The 18992-nt window shown below is 64.7% G+C and carries 19 protein-coding genes and 1 pseudogene; 13 read left to right on the top strand and 7 right to left on the bottom strand.

Annotated features, from left to right (window positions below; all coding sequences use genetic code 11):
- Nucleotides 1-13: 13 nt before the first annotated feature.
- The 3 genes from MYXE_RS02855 to MYXE_RS02865 are packed head-to-tail and all read right to left on the bottom strand — an operon-like array spanning nt 14 to nt 2017.
- Entirely contained in the window at nt 14-472 is a 459-nt protein-coding gene (locus MYXE_RS02855; RefSeq protein ID WP_003923123.1) for a nitroreductase family deazaflavin-dependent oxidoreductase, read from the bottom strand.
- 10 nt (nt 473-482) lie between these two features.
- The gene (locus MYXE_RS02860; protein WP_003923124.1) at nt 483-857 is read right to left on the bottom strand and encodes a hypothetical protein; all 375 of its coding nucleotides are present in this window, start codon (nt 855-857) and stop codon (nt 483-485) included.
- Entirely contained in the window at nt 857-2017 is a 1161-nt protein-coding gene (locus MYXE_RS02865; protein ID WP_003923125.1) for a steroid 3-ketoacyl-CoA thiolase, read from the bottom strand. The genes MYXE_RS02860 and MYXE_RS02865 overlap by 1 nt, the downstream gene beginning before the upstream one ends.
- Before the next feature lie 117 nt (nt 2018-2134).
- Here MYXE_RS02865 and MYXE_RS02870 point away from each other — a divergent pair, with 117 nt between their 5' ends.
- The 6 genes from MYXE_RS02870 to MYXE_RS02895 are packed head-to-tail and all read left to right on the top strand — an operon-like array spanning nt 2135 to nt 8122.
- A complete protein-coding gene (locus tag MYXE_RS02870; protein WP_003923126.1) occupies nt 2135-3388 on the top strand; it encodes a cytochrome P450 in 1254 nt (417 codons plus the stop codon).
- Nucleotides 3388-4464: an acyl-CoA dehydrogenase family protein gene (locus MYXE_RS02875; RefSeq protein ID WP_085194887.1), complete on the top strand. Its 1077-nt coding sequence runs from the start codon at nt 3388-3390 to the stop codon at nt 4462-4464. Before MYXE_RS02870 ends, MYXE_RS02875 begins: the two co-directional genes overlap by 1 nt.
- Nucleotides 4449-5612 (top strand): acyl-CoA dehydrogenase FadE29, encoded by a 1164-nt coding sequence (gene fadE29, locus MYXE_RS02880; RefSeq protein WP_085194843.1) that lies wholly within the window; start codon nt 4449-4451, stop codon nt 5610-5612. Before MYXE_RS02875 ends, fadE29 begins: the two co-directional genes overlap by 16 nt.
- Entirely contained in the window at nt 5609-6565 is a 957-nt protein-coding gene (locus MYXE_RS02885; protein WP_112649990.1) for a bifunctional MaoC family dehydratase N-terminal/OB-fold nucleic acid binding domain-containing protein, read from the top strand. Before fadE29 ends, MYXE_RS02885 begins: the two co-directional genes overlap by 4 nt.
- On the top strand, nt 6562-6975 hold the full coding sequence (locus MYXE_RS02890; RefSeq protein WP_003923130.1) for a MaoC family dehydratase: 414 nt from the start codon (nt 6562-6564) through the stop codon (nt 6973-6975). The genes MYXE_RS02885 and MYXE_RS02890 overlap by 4 nt, the downstream gene beginning before the upstream one ends.
- Nucleotides 6962-8122 carry a lipid-transfer protein gene (locus tag MYXE_RS02895; protein WP_003923131.1) on the top strand — a complete coding sequence of 387 codons (1161 nt, stop codon included), beginning with the start codon at nt 6962-6964 and terminating at the stop codon, nt 8120-8122. The genes MYXE_RS02890 and MYXE_RS02895 overlap by 14 nt, the downstream gene beginning before the upstream one ends.
- Before the next feature lie 79 nt (nt 8123-8201).
- Here MYXE_RS02895 and MYXE_RS02900 read toward each other — a convergent pair whose 3' ends face one another.
- Together MYXE_RS02900 and kstD are read right to left on the bottom strand one after the other, a co-directional pair.
- Nucleotides 8202-9071, bottom strand: a complete 870-nt coding sequence (locus MYXE_RS02900) for a MaoC/PaaZ C-terminal domain-containing protein (RefSeq protein WP_085194841.1) — start codon at nt 9069-9071, stop codon at nt 8202-8204.
- Nucleotides 9061-10766: pseudogene (kstD, locus tag MYXE_RS02905) on the bottom strand (3-oxosteroid 1-dehydrogenase). Before kstD ends, MYXE_RS02900 begins: the two are co-directional and overlap by 11 nt.
- Nucleotides 10767-10838: 72 nt before the next feature.
- Here kstD and MYXE_RS02910 point away from each other — a divergent pair.
- The 7 genes from MYXE_RS02910 to MYXE_RS02940 all read left to right on the top strand — a co-directional run bounded on the left by MYXE_RS02910 (nt 10839) and on the right by MYXE_RS02940 (nt 17188).
- Nucleotides 10839-11624, top strand: coding sequence for a 2-keto-4-pentenoate hydratase (locus MYXE_RS02910; RefSeq protein WP_003923134.1), 786 nt, complete (start codon nt 10839-10841; stop codon nt 11622-11624).
- A 24-nt stretch (nt 11625-11648) separates the two neighbouring features.
- Nucleotides 11649-12563 carry an acetaldehyde dehydrogenase (acetylating) gene (locus MYXE_RS02915; protein WP_003923135.1) on the top strand — a complete coding sequence of 305 codons (915 nt, stop codon included), beginning with the start codon at nt 11649-11651 and terminating at the stop codon, nt 12561-12563.
- A 46-nt stretch (nt 12564-12609) separates the two neighbouring features.
- Nucleotides 12610-13653 carry a 4-hydroxy-2-oxovalerate aldolase gene (dmpG, locus tag MYXE_RS02920; RefSeq protein ID WP_003923136.1) on the top strand — a complete coding sequence of 348 codons (1044 nt, stop codon included), beginning with the start codon at nt 12610-12612 and terminating at the stop codon, nt 13651-13653.
- Between the two features lie 67 nt (nt 13654-13720).
- Nucleotides 13721-14032, top strand: a complete 312-nt coding sequence (locus MYXE_RS02925) for a hypothetical protein (protein WP_085194837.1) — start codon at nt 13721-13723, stop codon at nt 14030-14032.
- 88 nt (nt 14033-14120) lie between these two features.
- Nucleotides 14121-15260: a hypothetical protein gene (locus tag MYXE_RS02930; protein ID WP_085194835.1), complete on the top strand. Its 1140-nt coding sequence runs from the start codon at nt 14121-14123 to the stop codon at nt 15258-15260.
- Nucleotides 15261-15263: 3 nt separating this feature from the next.
- The gene (locus MYXE_RS02935; protein ID WP_085194833.1) at nt 15264-16046 is read left to right on the top strand and encodes an SDR family oxidoreductase; all 783 of its coding nucleotides are present in this window, start codon (nt 15264-15266) and stop codon (nt 16044-16046) included.
- Complete coding sequence (locus MYXE_RS02940; protein ID WP_003923140.1) at nt 16043-17188, top strand: sulfotransferase family protein; 1146 nt, start codon at nt 16043-16045, stop codon at nt 17186-17188. Before MYXE_RS02935 ends, MYXE_RS02940 begins: the two co-directional genes overlap by 4 nt.
- A 48-nt stretch (nt 17189-17236) precedes the next feature.
- Here MYXE_RS02940 and MYXE_RS02945 read toward each other — a convergent pair whose 3' ends face one another.
- Both MYXE_RS02945 and MYXE_RS02950 read right to left on the bottom strand, forming a co-directional pair.
- Nucleotides 17237-17692, bottom strand: coding sequence for a hypothetical protein (locus MYXE_RS02945; protein ID WP_085194831.1), 456 nt, complete (start codon nt 17690-17692; stop codon nt 17237-17239).
- Nucleotides 17689-18852: a Rieske 2Fe-2S domain-containing protein gene (locus tag MYXE_RS02950; RefSeq protein WP_003923142.1), complete on the bottom strand. Its 1164-nt coding sequence runs from the start codon at nt 18850-18852 to the stop codon at nt 17689-17691. Before MYXE_RS02950 ends, MYXE_RS02945 begins: the two co-directional genes overlap by 4 nt.
- Nucleotides 18853-18992: the final 140 nt, after the last annotated feature.

The following is an 18992-nucleotide window of genomic DNA, read 5'->3' on the forward strand; positions in this document are numbered from 1 at the left end:
GGCCCGTCGCGGGTTAGGGTTCGCAGACCACGATCGGGATCGTCCGGTCCGTCCAGGCCTGGTAATCCTGGTACGACGGATACATCGCCACCAGCTGCGGCCAGTACATCGCTCGCTCTTCCTCGGTGGCATCCCGCGCGGTCAGGTTGAGCACCTCTTTTTTGATCTGCACCTGAACCTGCGGGTTGGCCTTGAGGTTGAGGTACCACATCGGGTTTTTCGCCGAACCGCCCCTGGATGCAACCAGGATGACCCGGTCGCCGTCGCGCAGGTAGAGCAGCGGGCTCACCCGCGGTTGTCCGGTTTTGCGGCCGGTGGTGGTCAACAGCGCAACCGGACGCTTCTGGAACGTGCCGCCGAGACCCTCGCCGCCGCCGCGGCGGTACAGGAACGTGTTGACCCGCGACATCCACTTGATGACGAAGTCGGTGAACGGCGAATTAAGAAACCGCGGCGGTGATTTCGAAGGCATGAGCGAGATCCTATGTTCGGCGGATGTAGGGGCGGAATTGCGCCGTGATGTGGTGGATCATTCCGTCGTCGGCCGGGATCACGAATGTCTCGTCGATCCGCGCCGCAACCTGCCGGCCGAACAGCCGGGGTTTGGTGACCACGTCGTAGACTGCCCGCACCTCGTCGCCAACGACCGTGTACTCGGGCTGACTGGCCGCTGCGATCAGCCGGAACTGCAAGCCACGATTGAGGCTGCGGCGCAAATGGTTTCCCGAAAACCCGGTCCGCACCCCCTGCTCGATTCGCGTGCAGCCCGGCGCAAAAGGCACCGCGTCGGCGTCATGGCTGACCAGCGCGTCGATGTAGGACTGCGCGGCGGCAATCCGGTCGGCCTCAGAAACCACTAGATGCGCTCGATGATGGTGCCCGTCGACAATGCCCCGCCGGCACACATCGTGATCAACGCGGTGTTCTGGTCGCTGCGCTCCAGCTCGTGCAACGCGGTGGTGAACAGCCGGCTGCCCGTGCAGCCCACCGGATGACCCAGTGCGATCGCACCGCCGTTGACGTTGACCCGGGCCATGTCGGGCTCATGCACCCGCGCCCAGGACAGCACCACCGAGGCGAACGCCTCGTTGATCTCGACCAGGTCGATGTCACCGATCTTCATGCCGGCCTTCTCCAGCACCTTCGCCGTCGACTGCACCGGGCCGTCCAGGTGGTAGTAGGGCTCGGCGCCGACCAGCGCCTGGCTGACGATCCTCGCCCGCGGCCGCAAGCCCAGCGCCTTGGCCTTGTCCTCGTCCATCCACAACACCGCGGCCGCGCCGTCGGAGATCTGCGACGACGTGCCCGCGGTGTGAATACCGCCGTCCAGCACCGGCTTCAGCTGAGCCAAGCCCTCCAGTGTGGTGTCGCGCAGCCCCTGGTCCCTCGTCACGGTGTGCCGGTCACCGGTCGGTTGGTGCTGCTCGTCAAGCACCGGCGCCTCGATCGGCGAAACTTCCCTGTCGAAGCGACCCTCGTCCCAGGCCCGCTTGGCCTTCAGTTGCGACTGGAACCCGAACTCGTCGATGTCTCGCCGACTGATGCCGCGCCGCTTGGCGATGCGCTCGGCGGCCTCGAACTGGTTGGGCAGGTCGATGTCCCACGACTCGGCTCGCCAGTTGCGCTCCGGGCCCGCGTTGGCGCCCAGCCCGACCCGGCTCATCGCTTCGATGCCGCAGGCGATGCCGATGTCGATGGCGCCCGCGGCGATGAGCCCCGCGACCAAGTGGTTGGCCTGCTGCCCGCTGCCGCATTGGCAGTCGACGGTGGTGGCGCCGACGTGCTCGGGCAGGCCAACGGTCAGCCAGGACGTGCGGGTGACATTGTTGGACTGCTCGGCATACTGCGTCACGCAGCCGCCGATCACCTGTTCGACGTCGCCGGCATCGATGCCGGCCTTCTGCACCAGCGCCTTTTGCACCGCACCGAGCAGTTCGGTCGCGTGCAGGCCCGACAACCATCCGTTGCGTTTCCCGATCGGGCTGCGGGTGGCTTCAACGATTACCGGCTTACCCATGCGGTCAGGCTAGAACACGTTTCATTACTCTGACAAGCGGCGATGCTTCGCGCCTTTTGTCTGCGGTGGAGCCATGTTTTACTGGCACTAGAACACGTTGTAATGAGGAGCGCACCGATGCCTACCGTCAATCTAGCCCCCGGGTTCGACTTTCTCGACCCCGACATCAACGTCAAGGGCCTGCCGGTCAAGGAGTTCGCCGAGCTGCGCAAAGCAGAGCCGATCCGCTGGATCGAACAGGCGCCGGGCAAGGGTGGCGGCTTCAACGACGGCGGCTACTGGGCGATCACCAAGCACAAGGACGTCAAGGAGGTGTCGCTGCGCAGCGACGTCTTCTCCAGCTACGAGAACTGCGTCATTCCACGCTTCCCCGACGACATGGCGCGCGAGGACATCGAGGTGCAGCGGTTCGTGATGCTCAACATGGACGCGCCGCACCACACCCGGCTGCGCAAGATCATCTCCCGCGGCTTTACCCCGCGCGCCATCGGCCGGCTGCGCGACGAGCTCAACCGGCGCGCCCAAACCATCGCCAAGACGGCCGCCGCCCAGGGTGCTGGCGACTTCGTCGAGCAGGTGTCGTGCGAGTTGCCGTTGCAGGCAATCGCCGACCTGCTCGGGGTGCCGCAGGACGACCGCGACAAGTTGTTCCGGTGGTCGAACGAGATGACCGGCAACGAGGATCCCGAGTACGCCGATATCGATCCCAAGGCGTCGTCGGCCGAGCTGATCATGTACGCCATGAAGATGGCCGAGGAAAAGGCCAGGAATCCCGGCGAGGACATCGTCACGCAGCTGATCCAGGCCGACATCGACGGCGAGAAGCTGTCCGACGACGAGTTCGGCTTTTTCGTGGTGATGCTCGCGGTGGCCGGCAACGAGACCACCCGAAACTCCATCACCCACGGCATGATCGCGTTTTCCGAACACCCCGACCAATGGGAGCTGTTCAAAAAGGACCGCCCGCAGACTGCGGTTGACGAGATCGTCCGCTGGGCCACCCCGGTGACCTGTTTCCAGCGCACCGCGCTCCAGGACTACGAACTGTCTGGTGTGCAGATCAAGAAGGGCCAGCGAGTCGTGATGTTCTACCGCTCGGCCAATTTCGACGAAGAGGTCTTCGACGACCCTTACACCTTCAATATCCTGCGCGATCCCAACCCGCACGTCGGATTCGGCGGCACCGGGGCGCACTACTGCATCGGTGCTAACTTGGCACGGATGACGATCGAGCTGATTTTCAACGCGGTGGCCGACCATATGCCCGACCTGAAACCGCTCTCGGAGCCCGAGCGGCTGCGCTCCGGGTGGCTGAACGGGATCAAGCACTGGCAGGTCGACTACACCGGCAAGTGCCCGGTCGCGCACTGATGGACTTCACACCTGACGCGGCGCAGCAGGCTGTCGCCGATGTGGTTACCTCGGTGCTGCAACGGGATTCGAGTTGGCAGGCGCTGGTCGACGGCGGTGTCACGGCATTGCCGGTGCCGGAACGGTTGGGCGGTGACGGTGTCGGCCTGGCCGAGGTGGCGACCGCGCTGACCGAGCTGGGCCGTCACGCGGTTATCACGCCGGCGTTGGCCACCTTGGGATTTGGTGTGGTGCCGCTGCGGGAGTTGGCGTCCGAGGCTCAGCAGGACCGCTACCTGGCCAGCGTGGCCAAAGGGACGGTGCTGACTGCCGCGTTGAATGAACCAGGTGCAGCGCTGCCCGAGCGGCCGGCGACAACATTCGTGCACAGCCGGCTGTCGGGAACCAAGGTGGGTGTCGGGTATGCCGAGCAAGCGGAATGGATGGTGGTCAGCACCGACAGCGCCGTGGTCGTGGTGTCGCCGAACGCCGACGGTGTCGAGCTGGTCCGCACCCCGACGTCCAATGGCAGCGACGAGTACACCGTCACGTTTACCGACGTGCCGGTCTCAGAGCAGGATGTGTTGACCGGTGCTGCTGTCGATCGGGTCAACCAGCTGGCGCTGGCGATGATCGGCGCCTACGCCGACGGGCTGGTGGCCGGAGCGCTGCGGCTCACCGCCGACTACGTGGCCAACCGGCACCAGTTCGGCAAACCGCTGTCGACGTTTCAGACTGTCGCCGCGCAACTAGCTGAAGTTTATATCGCCTCGCGCACAATCGATTTAGCTGCCAAATCCGTGATTTGGCGACTGGCCGAGGGCCTTGATGCCGACGAGGACCTCGGCGTGCTCGGGTATTGGGTGACGTCCCAGGCGCCGCCGGTGATGCAAACCTGTCACCACTTGCATGGCGGTATCGGCGTCGATATCACCTACCCGATGACCCGCTACTACTCCACGATCAAGGACCTGACCCGGTTGCTTGGCGGGCCGTCGCATCGTCTTGACCTGGTGGCGATCCCAAGCGCGGCGAAGCCGGGTGCAGCGGCTCGCGATCCAGACGGTTTGGTAGGAGCGCAATGTTCATCGACCTGACCCCCGAACAGCGCGAGCTGCAAGCCGAACTGCGGCAATACTTCTCGACGCTGCTCACGCCCGAAGAGGCGGAGGAGATGAAGACCGACAGGCACGGCAAGGCCTACCAGGAGGTGGTACGGCGCATGGGCCGTGACGGCTGGCTGGGTGTGGGCTGGCCCAAGGAATACGGCGGACGCGGTTTCGGGCCTCTCGAGCAGCAGATCTTCGTCAACGAAGCGTCACGGGCTGACGTGCAACTGCCGTATGTCACGCTGCAAACCGTCGGCCCCACCCTGCAGGTGTACGGCACCGAAGAGCAGAAGAAGAAGTTCCTGCCGGCGATCCTGGCCGGTGAGATACATTTTGCGATCGGCTACACCGAGCCGGAAGCCGGCACCGACCTGGCGTCACTGCGCACCACCGCGGTCCGCGACGGCGACCACTATATCGTCAACGGCCAGAAGATCTTCACCACCGGCGCACACGAAGCGGACTACATCTGGCTAGCGTGCCGCACCGATCCGAATGCCCCAAAACACAAAGGCATTTCGATTTTGATCGTCGACACCAAGGATCCCGGATACTCGTGGACGCCGATTATCAGCAACGACGGCGCGCATCACACCAACGCCAGCTACTACAGCGACGTGCGGGTGCCGGTCGACATGTTGGTCGGCAAGGAGAACGACGGCTGGCGGCTGATCACCACTCAGCTCAACCACGAACGGGTGATGCTCGGCCCGGCAGGGCGCATCGCCGGCATCTACGATCGCGTGCACGCCTGGGCATGCAAGCCTCAGGCCGACGGGCTGGCCCCGATCGACCACGCAGGCGTGCGCCGGGCACTCGGTGAGATGCACGCGGTGTGGCGCATCAACGAGCTGCTGAACTGGCAGGTGGCCGCCGCGGGGGAGACCATCGATGTCGCGGACGCCGCAGCGACGAAAGTCTTTTCCACTGAACGAGTTCAAGCGATCGGCCGACTTGCCGAGGAGATCGTCGGCCGGTTCGGCAACCCCGCCGAGCCCCACACGGCCGAGCTGCTGGAGTGGTTGGACGTGCAGACCAAACGCAACCTGGTCATCACGTTCGGCGGCGGTGTCAACGAGGTAATGCGGGAAATGATCGCCGCCGCGGGTCTCAAGGTGCCGAGGGTGCCGCGATGACCACGGTGGGCGACATCCAGGAAGCGGTTGCACAGGTCAAGGCGGCTGGGCGAAGCAAGCCACGGTTGGGCCGCGACCCAGTGAACCAGCCGATGATCAACAACTGGGTCGAGGCCATCGGCGATCGCAACCCGATCTACGTCGACGAGGCAGCCGCCCATGCCGCCGGTCATCCCGGAATTGTGGCACCGCCAGCCATGATTCAGGTGTGGACGATGATGGGGCTAGGTGGTGTCCGCCCTGACGACGACCCGCTGGGCCGGATCATCCAGCTGTTCGACGACGCCGGCTATGTCGGGGTGGTGGCGACCAACTGCGAGCAGACCTATCACCGGTATCTGCGCCCGGGCGAAGAAGTCAGCGTCAGCGCCGAACTCGGCGACGTGATCGGGCCCAAACAAACCGCTCTGGGCGAAGGCTGGTTCATCAACCAGCACATCGTGTGGCAGGTCGGCGACGAAGACGTAGCCGAAATGAACTGGCGCATACTCAAATTCCGGCCGAAGGATGCCGACAGGCCAGCTGTGCCCGAGGACCTTGATCCAGCGGCTCTGATGCGGCCGGCAGCCTCGCGTGACACGAAGTTCTTCTGGGACGGCGTCAACGCTCACGAGCTGCGAATCCAGCGCCGCGCGGACGGCAGCCTGCAGCACCCGCCGGTGCCGGCCGTTTGGCAAGACAAAGAAGCGCCGGTCGACTATGTGGTGGCCAGCGGCAAGGGCACAGTGTTTAGCTACGTGGTGCACCATGCGCCGAAAGTTCCCGGCCGCACACTGCCCTTCGTCGTCGCTTTGGTCGAGCTGGAGGAAGGCGTCCGCATGCTCGGCGAACTGCGCAATGTCGACCCGGCGAAGGTAGAGATCGGAATGCCGGTTCGCGCAATCTATCTGGACTTCCCGGCCAGCGACAGCGGACCGGAGTGGACACTTTACGCCTGGGAGCCGGACACATGAGCGCCCCAGCGGTGCAAGTCGGGACCAAGCTGCCGGAGCTGTCGATCTACGGCGATCCCACGTTTATCATCTCGACAGCGTTGGCCACCCGCGACTTTCAAGACGTGCACCACGACCGGGACAAGGCACAAGCCAAGGGCTCGAAGGACATCTTCGTCAACATCCTGACTGATACCGGGCTGGTGCAGCGGTATGTGACTGACTGGGCCGGCCCGTCGGCGCTGATCAAGTCGATTTCGCTGCGGCTGGGCGTGCCGTGGTATGCCTACGACACGGTGACCTTCTCCGGTGAAGTCACCGCGATCGAGGGTGGGGTGATCACAGTGAACGTGGTGGGCCGCAACAGCCTTGGCGATCATGTCATCGCGACGACCACGCTGACGATCGGCGGTGGCGATGCTGTCGGGTAAGGCTGCGATCGTCGGCATCGGGGCCACAGACTTCTCGAAAGACTCCGGCCGCAGCGAACTGCGGCTGGCCGCCGAAGCGGTCCAAGACGCACTCGATGACGCCGGGCTGAGCCCGTCCGACGTCGACGGGCTGACCACGTTCACAATGGACAGCAACACCGAGATCGCCGTCGCACGGGCGGCGGGAATCGGCGAGTTGACGTTCTTTTCCAAGATTCACTACGGCGGCGGCGCGGCGTGCGCGATCATCCAGCAGGCGGCGATCGCTGTCGCCACCGGGATCGCCAATGTGGTTGTGGCATATCGTGCGTTCAACGAGCGCTCCGGAATGCGATTCGGCCAGGTCCAGACCCGGCTGACGGAGAACGCCGATTCCACCGGCGTGGACAACTCGTTCTCGTATCCGCATGGGCTTTCCACCCCGGCCGCGCAGGTCGCGATGATCGCCAGGCGCTACATGCACCTGTCGGGTGCGACCAGCCGCGACTTCGGTGTGATCTCAGTGGCGGACCGCAAACATGCCGCGAAGAACCCGAAGGCGTATTTCTACCAAAAGCCGATAACGATTGAGGATCACCAGAATTCGCGGTGGATCGCCGAGCCGCTGCGGCTGCTGGACTGCTGTCAGGAGACCGACGGAGCGGTCGCGATTGTGGTGACCTCGGTGGAGCGCGCGAAAGACCTCAAGCACCGGCCGGCTGTCGTCGAGGCGGCTGCTCAAGGCTCTAGCCCCGACCAGTACACCATGGTCAGTTACTACCGGCCCGAGCTCGACGGCCTGCCCGAGATGGGTCTGGTCGGTCGGCAACTGTGGCAGCAGTCCGGGCTCAAGCCGGCCGACATCCAGACCGCGGTGCTCTACGACCACTTCACTCCGTTCACGCTAATTCAGTTGGAGGAGTTGGGTTTCTGCGGCAAAGGCGAAGCCAAGGACTTCATCGCCGACGGCGCGATCGAAATCGGCGGGCGGCTGCCCATCAACACACACGGCGGCCAGCTCGGGGAGGCCTATATCCACGGCATGAACGGCATCGCCGAAGGGGTGCGCCAACTTCGGGGCACCTCGGTGAACCAGGTCCCGAACGTCGAGCATGTCTTGGTGACGGCTGGCACCGGGGTGCCGACGTCCGGCTTAATCCTGGGCTGACGCGCGTCGATCGTAACGTCACGGCGGAATCTAGCCGGATGTTCCTACGGCCGGAGTCGCATTCGGGGCCGCGAGGAATCTACGCGGGCACCAACTCCACTCCGCTGAGCACCACCGCGTTGTCGCGGGCGGGCGCCACCACACTGGCCAGCAGCCGGCCGTCGGCTTTCCAGATGCCGGCCTTGAGCGTCTCGCCGGGAAATGCCACACCGGAGAATCGTGCGCCGAAGGAGGCAACCGCGCCGGCATCCCCGTCCAGCATCGCGTCGACCATCGTCTTGCACGTCATGCCGTAGGTACACAACCCGTGCAGGATCGGTCGCGGAAAGCCCGCAGCGGCAGCAAATTCGGGATCCGAATGCAGCGGATTGCGGTCGCCGCAGAGCCGGTACAGCAACGCCTGCTGCGGCAGCACCGGGATGTCGACCTCGACGTCCGGTGCCCGCTCCGGTGCGGCGGCCGACGACCCGCCGCCTGAGGGCCCACGCTCGCCGCCGAACCCGCCCTCGCCGCGGGCGAAAATCGAGCGCCGCTGCGTCCACAACGGTGCTCCGTCCGACGCGGTCACCGATGTCTCGAGGACCACCACCGCGGCCTTGCCCTTGTCCCATACCTCGGAGATCCGGCTTATGGCACGGGCACTTCCGGACGGCGGCAGCGGCGCGGGCACCCTGACCTCTTCGGAGGCGTGCAGGATCTTGGCCAAGTCGATGTCCACCCCCGGCCAGCTCACTTTCGGCGGCTCCACCTCGTGAAACGACGCCGCGACACACCCGAATGTCGGTAGCACCTGGGGGGTATGGTCGCGCACGTAGCTGAGCTCACGCGGGCTGAGGGGATCTGCTCCTGCGCCCAGGGCCAGGTTATAGAGCTGCACATCTGTTGCTGTCCAGGAGAATTCGACGGCTCCGAATTCGGCGCCAAGTGCAACGCTTGGATCAATTGGCATCTGTAGGCGCCTCCCGTACTGCTTCAGCGATGTGCAATGCCGCCAGGTAGCCGAATGTCATTGCCGGTCCGATGGTTCCACCCGGACCGGGGTAGGTGTGTCCCATTACCGGGGCGCTGACGTTGCCCGCGGCGTAGAGCCCTTCGATGACGGTGCCGTCGTCGCGCAGTGCGCGACCGTGGACGTCGGTGCGGATGCCGCCCTTGGTGCCCAGATCACCGGGCACCATTTTGACCGCATAGTAGGGGGATGTTTCAGCTCGCCCAGGCTCGGGTTGGGCTTGTTGGTCGGATCGCTGTAGTAGCGGTCGTAGGCGCTTTCCCCCCGGTGGAAGTCCTCGTCGACGCCCGCGCGGGCGAACCCGTTGAACCGTTCCACGGTGCGCACCAGCCCGTCGACGTCCACGCCGATCTTCTTGGCCAGCTCTGTGATGGTGTCGGCCATCACCACGACTCCGGATTCCAGCCATTTGCGTGGGATGCGTTGCCCGCCTTGCAGGCCGGCGAACAAATACCGGTCGCGGCACTGCTGGTCCATGATCATCCACGCCGGAATGTTCTCACCTGGTCCCGGCCCCTGGCCCCATTTTCCGCCGTACATCCGGTGGGTGGCCTCGACATACGGCAGCGCCTCGTTCATAAAGCGTTGGCCGGCGGCGTTGACGATGATCGAGCCGGGCGCGTTGCGTTCGGACAGCGCGAACCACGGCCCGTTCGGCAGCGGGATCGTCGGACCCCACCATGCATCCTCCATCAAATCCAAAGCAGCGCCGAGCTTTTCAGCAGCCACAATCCCATCGCCGGTATTGGCGGCCGCGCCCACCGTCCAGTCGGCGTTGATCGGGGCACGCTGGTATTTGACCCGCATCTGCTCGTTGCGTTCGAATCCGCCGCAGGCCAAGATGACGCCACGCCTGGCCTTGATCAGCCGTGGCTCCGCCGATTCCGTCCCACTGGTATCGCGCACGTATACGCCACGCACCGCGCCGTTTTCGACGTAGAGATCGGTCAGGGCGGTGTTGAGCAGCACGGGTACACCGGCCTCCCGCAACCCGATCCGAAGCGGCGCAATCAACGCGCGGCCCATCCCGACGAGGTTCTTGCCGGTCGCCTTGGCCCAGAAGGTGCGAGCAGCCACTCGTATGCTGCGCAGAAAACCCTTCGGGTGGCGCTTGAGCAGGTTGAGCCGCACGTAATCCTGCTGCATCACGACAACATTCATCGGTACCTTGCTGTACGGCGGCTCCAGGCCGGGCAAATCAGCGCCAAGTTTGTTGGCGTCGAACGGTTTCGGCTCGATCGAGCGGCCACCGGGGCGGCCGCCGTCGGCCTCGGGGTAGTAGTCGGAGTAGCCGGGCACCCAGCACATCTTCAGCGGTGTGTGCTTCAGCACGAACGACAGCATCTCGGGGCCGCGTTGCAGGTAAGTGTCGATGCGCTGCGGTTCGACGACGTCTCCGATGATTCCGTGCAGATAGCGACGGGCAGCTTCGGGTGTATCGCGGACCCCGTCGCGCTTGAGGACCTCGTTGTTGGGGATCCACACGCCGCCACCGGATCGGGCGGTCGACCCGCCGTAGTGCGGGGCCTTTTCGATGACTATTGTCGAGAGGCCCCGGTGGGCGGCGGCAAGGGCGGCGACCATGCCGGCGCCGCCACTGCCGACCACGACGACGTCGAACTCCTGAGCTGTCATGTAGAACACGTTATAGAATTGCCAGGGGCTGTCGCTACTGCCCCGGTCACAGCCACGAGGGGACTTCGGTTCATGCTTTCAACCGCCATCCGGGAAGCGCTCGCCGCCGATCTGGCAAGGGCGGAGCGCAGCCGGGAGCCGATCGCCCCGTTGACGTCGGCCCACCCGCAGATCGACCCCGTCGACGCATACGAAATCCAGTTGATCAATATCCGCCGGCGGGTGGCCGCGGGTGCCCGGGTGGTGGGCCACAAGGTGGGGTTGTCGTCGGTGGCGATGCAGCAGATGATGGGGGTCGACGAGCCCGACTACGGGCATTTGCTCGACGAGATGCAGGTGTTCGAGCACATCCCGGTGCGGGCGGCGAAGTACCTGTATCCGCGGGTGGAGGTCGAGGTCGGTTTCATTTTGGCCGCTGATCTGCCGGGCGCGCAGTGCAGCGAGGACGACGTGCTGGGTGCGACGGCGGCGTTGGTCCCCGCGATCGAGTTGATCGACACCCGGATCACCGACTGGAACATCGCGTTGTGCGACACCATCGCCGACAACGCGTCCTCGGCGGGGTTTGTGCTCGGCGAGGCCCGGGTTTCGCCGGCCGAGGTCGACGTCACCGGGATCGAGGCGGTGTTGGCGCGCAACGGTGAGGTGGTGGCCAAGGGCCGCAGTGATGCCGTGTTGGGTAATCCGGTCACCGCGGTGGCCTGGCTGGCCCGCAAGGTGGAAAGTTTTGGTGTGCGGCTGCGAGAAGGTGACATCGTGTTGCCGGGCTCGTGCACCCGAGCCGTCGACGCCCGGCCCGGCGATACGTTCGTCGCGGAGTTCGACGGCCTGGGGTCGGTGCGGTTGTCTTTCGAATAGGGCTTTCGAATCAGAGGAGCGTTCATGCCGTCCAAAGCTTCAGTCGCCATCGTCGGGTCGGGCAACATCAGCACCGACCTGCTTTACAAGCTGCTGCGCTCGGAGTGGCTGGAGCCGCGCTGGATGGTGGGCATCGACCCGGACAGCGAGGGCCTGGCGCGGGCTCGCAAGCTGGGGCTGGAAACCACCGCCGAGGGCGTGGACTGGCTGTTGGCCCAGCCCGACAAACCGGACCTGTTGTTCGAGGCCACCAGCGCCTACGTGCACAAGGCGGCGGCGCCGAAATACGCCGAGGCCGGGATCCGGGCCATCGATCTGACGCCCGCCGCGGTCGGCCCCGCGGTGGTTCCGCCGGCGAACCTGCGCGAGCACCTCGATGCCCCCAACGTCAACATGATCACCTGCGGTGGGCAGGCCACGATCCCGATCGTGTACGCGGTGTCGCGGGTGGTCGACGTGCCCTACGCCGAGATCGTCGCCTCGGTTGCCTCGGTGTCGGCTGGGCCGGGCACCCGGGCCAACATCGACGAGTTCACCAACACCACCGCCCGCGGTGTGGAGACCATCGGCGGCGCGCAGCGCGGCAAGGCGATCATCATCTTGAATCCGGCTGAGCCGCCGATGATCATGCGTGACACGATCTTTTGCGCCATCCCCGAGGACGCCGACCGCGACGCGATCGCCAAATCCATCCACGACGTCGTCGAAGAGGTGCAGACCTACGTGCCGGGATACCGGTTGCTCAACGAGCCGCAGTTCGACGAGCCGTCGTTGAATTCGGGTGGCCGGGCGGTGGTCACGACCTTCATCGAGGTCGAGGGCGCCGGGGATTACCTGCCGCCGTATGCGGGCAACCTGGACATCATGACCGCGGCGGCGACCAAGGTCGGCGAGGAGATCGCCAAGGAGACGCTCAGCGTTGCGGGAGGCACGCGATGACCGGCGCCGACGATGCAGAGCGCAGCGATGAGGAGGAGGCGGCGCAATGAGTGACAGCATCTGGGACGTGCGGATCACCGACACCTCGCTGCGGGACGGGTCGCACCATAAACGCCACCAGTTCAGCAAAGACGAGGTGCACGCCATCGTGGCGGCGCTGGACGCGGCCGGGGTTCCGGTGATCGAGGTGACCCACGGTGACGGCTTGGGTGGGTCGTCGTTCAACTACGGGTTCTCCAAGGTTCCCGAGCAGGAGCTGATCAAGCTGGCCGCCGACACCGCGAAAGAGGCCAGAATCGCGTTTTTGATGCTGCCTGGGGTGGGCACCAAAGACGACATCAAAGAAGCCCAGGACAACGGCGGGTCGATCTGCCGGATCGCCACCCACTGCACCGAGGCCGACGTATCGATCCAGCACTTCGGGCTGGCCCGGGAGCTGGGGCTGGAGACGGTCGGGTTTTTGATGATGGCCCACACGATTCCGCCGGAGAAACTGGCCAAGCAGGCCCGCATCATGGCCGACGCGGGCTGCCAGTGCGTCTACGTCGTCGACTCCGCCGGCGCGCTGGTGCTCGAGGGCGTGCGCGACCGGGTCGCGGCGCTGGTCGCCGAGCTTGGCGACGACGCCCAGGTCGGTTTTCACGGCCACGAGAACCTCGGTTTGGGGGTGGCCAATTCGGTGGAGGCGGTGCGAGCAGGCGCCAAGCAGATCGACGGGTCCTGCCGGCGCTTCGGCGCGGGCGCCGGCAACGCTCCGGTCGAGGCGCTGATCGGGGTGTTCGACAAGATTGGCGTCAAGACGGGCATCGACTTCTTCGACATCGCCGACGCCGCTGAAGACGTGGTGCGCCCGGCCATGCCGGCCGAATGCCTGCTCGACCGCAACGCGCTGATCATGGGCTACGCGGGGGTCTACTCCAGCTTCCTCAAACACGCGGTCCGGCAGGCCGAACGCTACGGCGTGCCCGCGTCGGCGCTGCTGTACCGGGCTGGTCAACGCAAACTCATCGGCGGGCAGGAAGACCAGCTGATCGACATCGCCCTGGAAATCAAGCGCGAGCAGGAGCAGGGACAGGTCGTCAGCCACTGACACCACGCGCAGCCCTGCCGTTCCTGAGCTAGAGGCGCGCACAGGCCACGCGGGTAGCCTGGTCCGCATGAGCACATCCAAGACGGTCGGCGCTCCTCGTTGCGGGCTGTATGGCCGGCTTGCCGGCGGGCTACTCACTGCGACTGCCGCGACGGTGATCGCGCTACCCCTGGCCAGCACAGCCACCGCAGATCCGCCATGCAACCAGACCGTCGGTGACTCGATCGACCAGTACCTGCAAAAGCACCCGGACCTCCACCAGCAGCTGCAAGCCAGGGCTCAGGCGGAGGGCGGTAACGGTAGCGTCATCGACTACCTCAACCGGCACCCAGATGTGCGGCAGCATCTGATCGACCTGTCGCAGCAGTGCGTACCGTAGTGAGTCGGTCTCGTCGGTAAGCGCTGTGGCCGACACCCTGGAATCTTCGCCCATTGACGAAAAATAGAACACGTTCTAGCGTCTAGGCGTGTCTGCTGCGTCCTTTTCTGAGCCGCTAGCCTCTGCGATCGCCGAGGCCGAGAAACTTGTCGCCGCTGCTGCACACATCGAGACCGAAGCCGACCTGCTCGAAGGATTGCAATACCTGGCCGGCTGCATCGAAGCCTGCACGCACATGGCGTTCAACTACGAGCGCGACCACCCGTTCCTGTTGTCGGGCACCGGGCCGTTCACCAAGATGGGCCTGGACAACCCGGACACCCTCTACTTCGGCACCCGTGTGCTTCCCGACCACGACTATGTCGTCACCGGCCGGCGCGGCACCACCACCGATCTGAGCTTCCAGCTGCTCGGCGGCGAATATACCGACGACAACGTGCCGGCCAGCCAGGTGGCGTTCGACGACCGCGAACTCGACATCGCCGAGGACGGCAGCTTCGAGTGGCGGCTGCGCCCAACCAGTCCTGGGCAACTGGTGATCCGCGAGGTGTACGGCGATTGGTCCCAGCAGCGTGGGACGCTGGCGATCTCGCGGCTTGACACTGCCGGCACCGCACCGCCGCCACTGACCCGCGCAACAATCGAAAAGCGTTACGCCACGGCGGGAAGGCAATTGGTTCAGCGGGTGAAGACATGGCTGCAGTTCCCGCAGTGGTTTTATCTCAACATCCCGGTCAATACCATGGTGGCGCCCCGTCTGACGCCGGGCGGGCTGGCCACCCAGTACTCCTCGGCCGGGCATTTCGAGTTGTCGGCCGATCAGGCGCTGATCATTACGGTGCCGGTCAGCGACGCTCCCTATCTGGGCTTCCAGCTGGGCAGCATGTGGTACATCTCGCTGGATTACATCAACCACCAGACGTCGCTGAATGCCACTCAGGCCCAAGCTGATCCGGACGACAAGATCCGGATCGTGGTCGCCGATCAGAATCCGGGCGTTACCAATTGGGTGGAGACGCTCGGGCATCGGCGCGGCTTTCTGCAGTTCCGGTGGCAACGGGTGTCACGCGCCCTCACCGAGGCTGACGGGCCCACCGTCGAAATCGTTGACTTCGAAGCGGTTCCGTCCGCGTTGCCGTATTACGAGTACAACAAAATCTCCCAGGATGACTGGCGTGCACGAATAGCCCTTCGCCAGCGCCAAATTGCGAGCAGGATGCTGGGGTAGCTAATGGCCGGATTGCTAGACGGCAAGGTAGTGGTGATCAGCGGTGTAGGGCCCGCGCTGGGCAGCACGCTGGCTCGCCGATGTGCGCGCGACGGCGCAGATCTGGTGTTGGCAGCCCGCACTGCCGAGCGCCTGGACGACGTCGCCAAGCAGATCACCGACACTGGGCGTCGTGCGGTAGCGGTCGCCACCGACATCACCGACGACGAGCAGGTGGCCAACCTCATCGACTCCACTATGGCGGCCTACGGCAAGGTCGACGTGCTGATCAACAACGCGTTCCGGGTGCCGTCGATGAAACCGCTAGCGAGAACGTCTTTTCAGCACATCCGTGACGCGATCGAACTCACGGTGCTGGGCGCGCTGCGGCTCAGCCAGGGCTTTACGCCTGCGCTGGCAGAGTCCAAAGGCTCGATCGTCAACGTCAACTCCATGGTGATCCGGCACTCTCAACCGAAGTATGGCGCCTACAAGATGGCCAAGTCGGCGTTGCTGGCCATGTCGCAGTCGCTGGCCAGTGAACTGGGCGAGCAAGGCATTCGCGTCAATTCTGTTGCACCGGGCTATATCTGGGGAAAGACGCTGAAGAGCTACTTCGAGCACCAGGCGGGCAAGTACGGCACGACAGTGGAGGAGATCTACAGCGCCACCGCGGCTAATTCCGACCTCAAGAGGCTGCCTACCGAGGACGAAGTCGCCTCGGCCATCATATTTTTGGCGAGCGACCTGGCCAGCGGTATCACCGGGCAGACCCTCGACGTCAACTGCGGGGAGTACAAAGCATGACCGGGCGCACCGACGTCGGCACCGTCGAGGACTTGCACGAGTCGGCCACCAAAGTTACCGGGCTGGACGATTTCGGCAGCGACGAGGACAACTACCGTGAAGCGCTAACCGTCTTGCTCGACTCTTACCGACGCGAGGCGGACCTGACGCCGTTGGGCAGCAAGATGAACCGGTTCTTCCTGCGGGGTGCGCTGGTGGCGCGATTGTTGTCCGAGGCGGCCTGGAAGCAGTACCCCGAGCACGCCGACGTCGTCATCGAGCGGCCGATCTTCGTCACCGGCTTGGTGCGCACCGGGACCACGGCGCTGCACCGGCTGCTGGGCGCCGACCCTGCCCATCAGGGCTTGCAGATGTGGCTCGCCGAGTACCCGCAGCCCCGCCCGCCCCGCGAGACCTGGGAATCAAATCCGGTGTATCGCGAGCTCGACGCCCAGTACACCCGCCACCACGAGGAGAACCCCGGCTACACCGGGCTGCACTTCATGGCCGCTGCCGAGCTCGAGGAATGCTGGCAGCTGCTGCGACAGTCGTTTCATTCGGTGTCGTACGAAACGCTGGCCCACCTGCCCAGCTATGCGCAGTGGCTGGCAGAGCAGGACTGGACGCCGGCATATCGGCGGCACCGCAAAAACCTTCAGCTGATCGGGCTCAACGACGCCGACAAGCGGTGGGTGTTGAAAAACCCCAGCCATTTGTTCGCTCTCGACGCGCTCATGGCGACCTACCCCGACGCGCTGGTGATACAGACGCATCGGCCGGTCGAGACGATCATGGCCTCGATGTGCTCGTTGGCGCAGCACACCACCGAGGGCTGGTCGAATACCTTCGTGGGCGCGCAGATTGGCTACGACGCAATGGAAACCTGGTCGCGCGGGCTGGAACGTTTTAACGCCGCACGGGCCAAATACAATCCGGCTCAGTTCTACGACGTCGACTACGCCGATTTCGTCGCTGACCCGATCGGCACCGTAAAGGCGATCTATCGTCACTTCGGACTGACACTCACCGACGAAGCGCTGGCGGCAATGGAAAAGGCCCACGCCGAAAGCCAAACCGGCCCCCGGGCCCCCAAACACAGGTATTCGCTAGCCGATTACGGGTTGACGGCCGAGTCGGTCAAGGAGCGGTTCGCCGGGCTCTGACGGCACCTTCCCCCCGCGCAGACGCAAAAGCGCCCTATTTCGCAACGATCAGCCGTCGCCCGGAGGCGGCGTCGACGGCACCGGCTCCAAAATGCCCTCGGCGATCGCGTGATCGATGCTGTCGGCCAGCTTCGGGCAGGTGGGAATGCGTGCGGTGTCGCCACCGGCTTCCCGCACTGTCGCGAAGTAGGCACAACGCTGAGCGGCCTCCGAACTCCATTGCACCGAGGTATGTCCGGGTCCGAGCTTTCTGACCAGCACGGAGACGTGGCAGAAGCGGCAGTCAACCGGTTGTAGACCCCAGCTGAGGTATCGCTCCCTGTCACGCTGGGTGGCTTCACGCAGCGCGGCGGCGCGCTGCGGATCCGAAACAGGGGCGGGTGTCGTCGAGCCGCGCCCTCCCGGCCGGCGCGGCCGTTCGTCGTCGTGGGCCCCGTGCACTGCCAGCATCGATCGAGCCAGCCGGTCGACGTCGGGGACGCAGGGATCGTTGTGCGGACTCATCGTGACTGCTGGGTGGCTTGTCCTTCCGCCTCTTGTTCGGCCCGCCGACGCAGGTTCTCCTCCACCTCGGCGTGCCAGAATTCGTTGGCCTTCGTGGTATCGACCTCGATCTCGAACCGGTCGGTCATCTCCGGAGTGACCTCGGCAGCGTCGACATAAAACTGCTCATACCAGCGCCGCAACTGATACACCGCGCCGTCCTCCTCGACCAGCAGGGGATTGTCGATGCGCGCCTTGTTCTTCCAGATCTCGACGTCCTGTAAGAACCCCTTGCTGACTCCCACCGTGAACGCGTCGGCGAGCTTGTTGGTCATCTCTTCGTCCATGCCCTTGGGCTTTTGCACGATGACGCCCCACTGCAGCATGAACGAGTTCTGGGTGACAGGGTAGTGGCAGTTGATCAGAATGGACTCGGCCTTGTATCCGCCGTAGTTGTTGTGCAACCAGTTGATCATGAACGACGGCCCGAAATACGAAGCCTCCGAATCCAATATTTGCTCGCCGGTGTAGCTTGAACCACCTAGGTCGACGTCTGGGCGGCCAACGGTGCGCAGGTACTGCGAGGCGACGTGGCCCTCGAAGACGTTCTTGAAGTAGGTCGGGAATCCGAAGTGGATGTAGAAGAAGTGCGCCATATCGACGACGTTGTCGATGATGTCGCGGCAATTCGACGGGATCAGCTCGCGATTCCAGCGCCAGTCGGTCCACTCGTCGCTGGCCCACTCCGGGATTTCCGGGATGCGGACCTCGGGTGGCGGCGGGTTGCCCTCGACGTCGTGCCAGACAAATAACAGGCCGCTGCGCACATCGGTGGTCCACGAGCGGGTGCGGGCCATGCGGGGTGTGCGCTTGGCGTAGGGCACGAGCTTGCACCGCCCGTCCCCGCCCCAGCGCCAGTCGTGGAACGGGCAGGCGATCTCGTCGCCCTTGATGGTGCCCTGGGTCAGGTCACCGCCCATGTGGCGGCAGTAGCCGTCTAGGACGTGGAGATCGCCGTGCGAGTCGGCGAACACGACAAGCTTGGTACCGAATGCCTCGATCGCGTGCGGTTCGCCGTCCAAGAACTCCACGACTGGCCCCAGGCAGTGCCAACCGCGGGCGTACCTGGTCGGCAGGGTGCCGGAGTCGATGTCGCGGACGCCGACGCTGTCGGTACTCACCTGTCACCTCCCACTCGATGCCTCTAATTAGAACACGTTACAGTTTTCTCCATCGATAGTGCAACGACAGTGGGTTAGGGGTGGGTGAGCAGACGCGTAGCACCCATTTCGGCACAAGATAGGGTGTCTACGCGTCTGCT

The organism is Mycobacterium xenopi, from assembly GCF_009936235.1.
Taxonomy (GTDB): domain Bacteria; phylum Actinomycetota; class Actinomycetes; order Mycobacteriales; family Mycobacteriaceae; genus Mycobacterium; species Mycobacterium xenopi.

What these genes read in the sequence shown, in the direction of transcription:
- fadE29 (WP_085194843.1), top strand. Translation starts at nt 4,449, where the DNA reads ATGTTCATCGACCTGACCCCCGAACAGCGCGAGCTGCAAGCCGAACTG.
- MYXE_RS02910 (WP_003923134.1), top strand. Translation starts at nt 10,839, where the DNA reads ATGCTTTCAACCGCCATCCGGGAAGCGCTCGCCGCCGATCTGGCAAGG.
- MYXE_RS02900 (WP_085194841.1), bottom strand. Translation starts at nt 9,071, where the DNA reads ATGCCAATTGATCCAAGCGTTGCACTTGGCGCCGAATTCGGAGCCGTC.
- MYXE_RS02945 (WP_085194831.1), bottom strand. Translation starts at nt 17,692, where the DNA reads ATGAGTCCGCACAACGATCCCTGCGTCCCCGACGTCGACCGGCTGGCT.
- MYXE_RS02870 (WP_003923126.1), top strand. Translation starts at nt 2,135, where the DNA reads ATGCCTACCGTCAATCTAGCCCCCGGGTTCGACTTTCTCGACCCCGAC.
- MYXE_RS02855 (WP_003923123.1), bottom strand. Translation starts at nt 472, where the DNA reads ATGCCTTCGAAATCACCGCCGCGGTTTCTTAATTCGCCGTTCACCGAC.
- MYXE_RS02885 (WP_112649990.1), top strand. Translation starts at nt 5,609, where the DNA reads ATGACCACGGTGGGCGACATCCAGGAAGCGGTTGCACAGGTCAAGGCG.
- MYXE_RS02940 (WP_003923140.1), top strand. Translation starts at nt 16,043, where the DNA reads ATGACCGGGCGCACCGACGTCGGCACCGTCGAGGACTTGCACGAGTCG.
- MYXE_RS02890 (WP_003923130.1), top strand. Translation starts at nt 6,562, where the DNA reads ATGAGCGCCCCAGCGGTGCAAGTCGGGACCAAGCTGCCGGAGCTGTCG.
- MYXE_RS02915 (WP_003923135.1), top strand. Translation starts at nt 11,649, where the DNA reads ATGCCGTCCAAAGCTTCAGTCGCCATCGTCGGGTCGGGCAACATCAGC.
- MYXE_RS02875 (WP_085194887.1), top strand. Translation starts at nt 3,388, where the DNA reads ATGGACTTCACACCTGACGCGGCGCAGCAGGCTGTCGCCGATGTGGTT.
- MYXE_RS02895 (WP_003923131.1), top strand. Translation starts at nt 6,962, where the DNA reads ATGCTGTCGGGTAAGGCTGCGATCGTCGGCATCGGGGCCACAGACTTC.
- dmpG (WP_003923136.1), top strand. Translation starts at nt 12,610, where the DNA reads ATGAGTGACAGCATCTGGGACGTGCGGATCACCGACACCTCGCTGCGG.
- MYXE_RS02935 (WP_085194833.1), top strand. Translation starts at nt 15,264, where the DNA reads ATGGCCGGATTGCTAGACGGCAAGGTAGTGGTGATCAGCGGTGTAGGG.
- MYXE_RS02865 (WP_003923125.1), bottom strand. Translation starts at nt 2,017, where the DNA reads ATGGGTAAGCCGGTAATCGTTGAAGCCACCCGCAGCCCGATCGGGAAA.
- MYXE_RS02925 (WP_085194837.1), top strand. Translation starts at nt 13,721, where the DNA reads ATGAGCACATCCAAGACGGTCGGCGCTCCTCGTTGCGGGCTGTATGGC.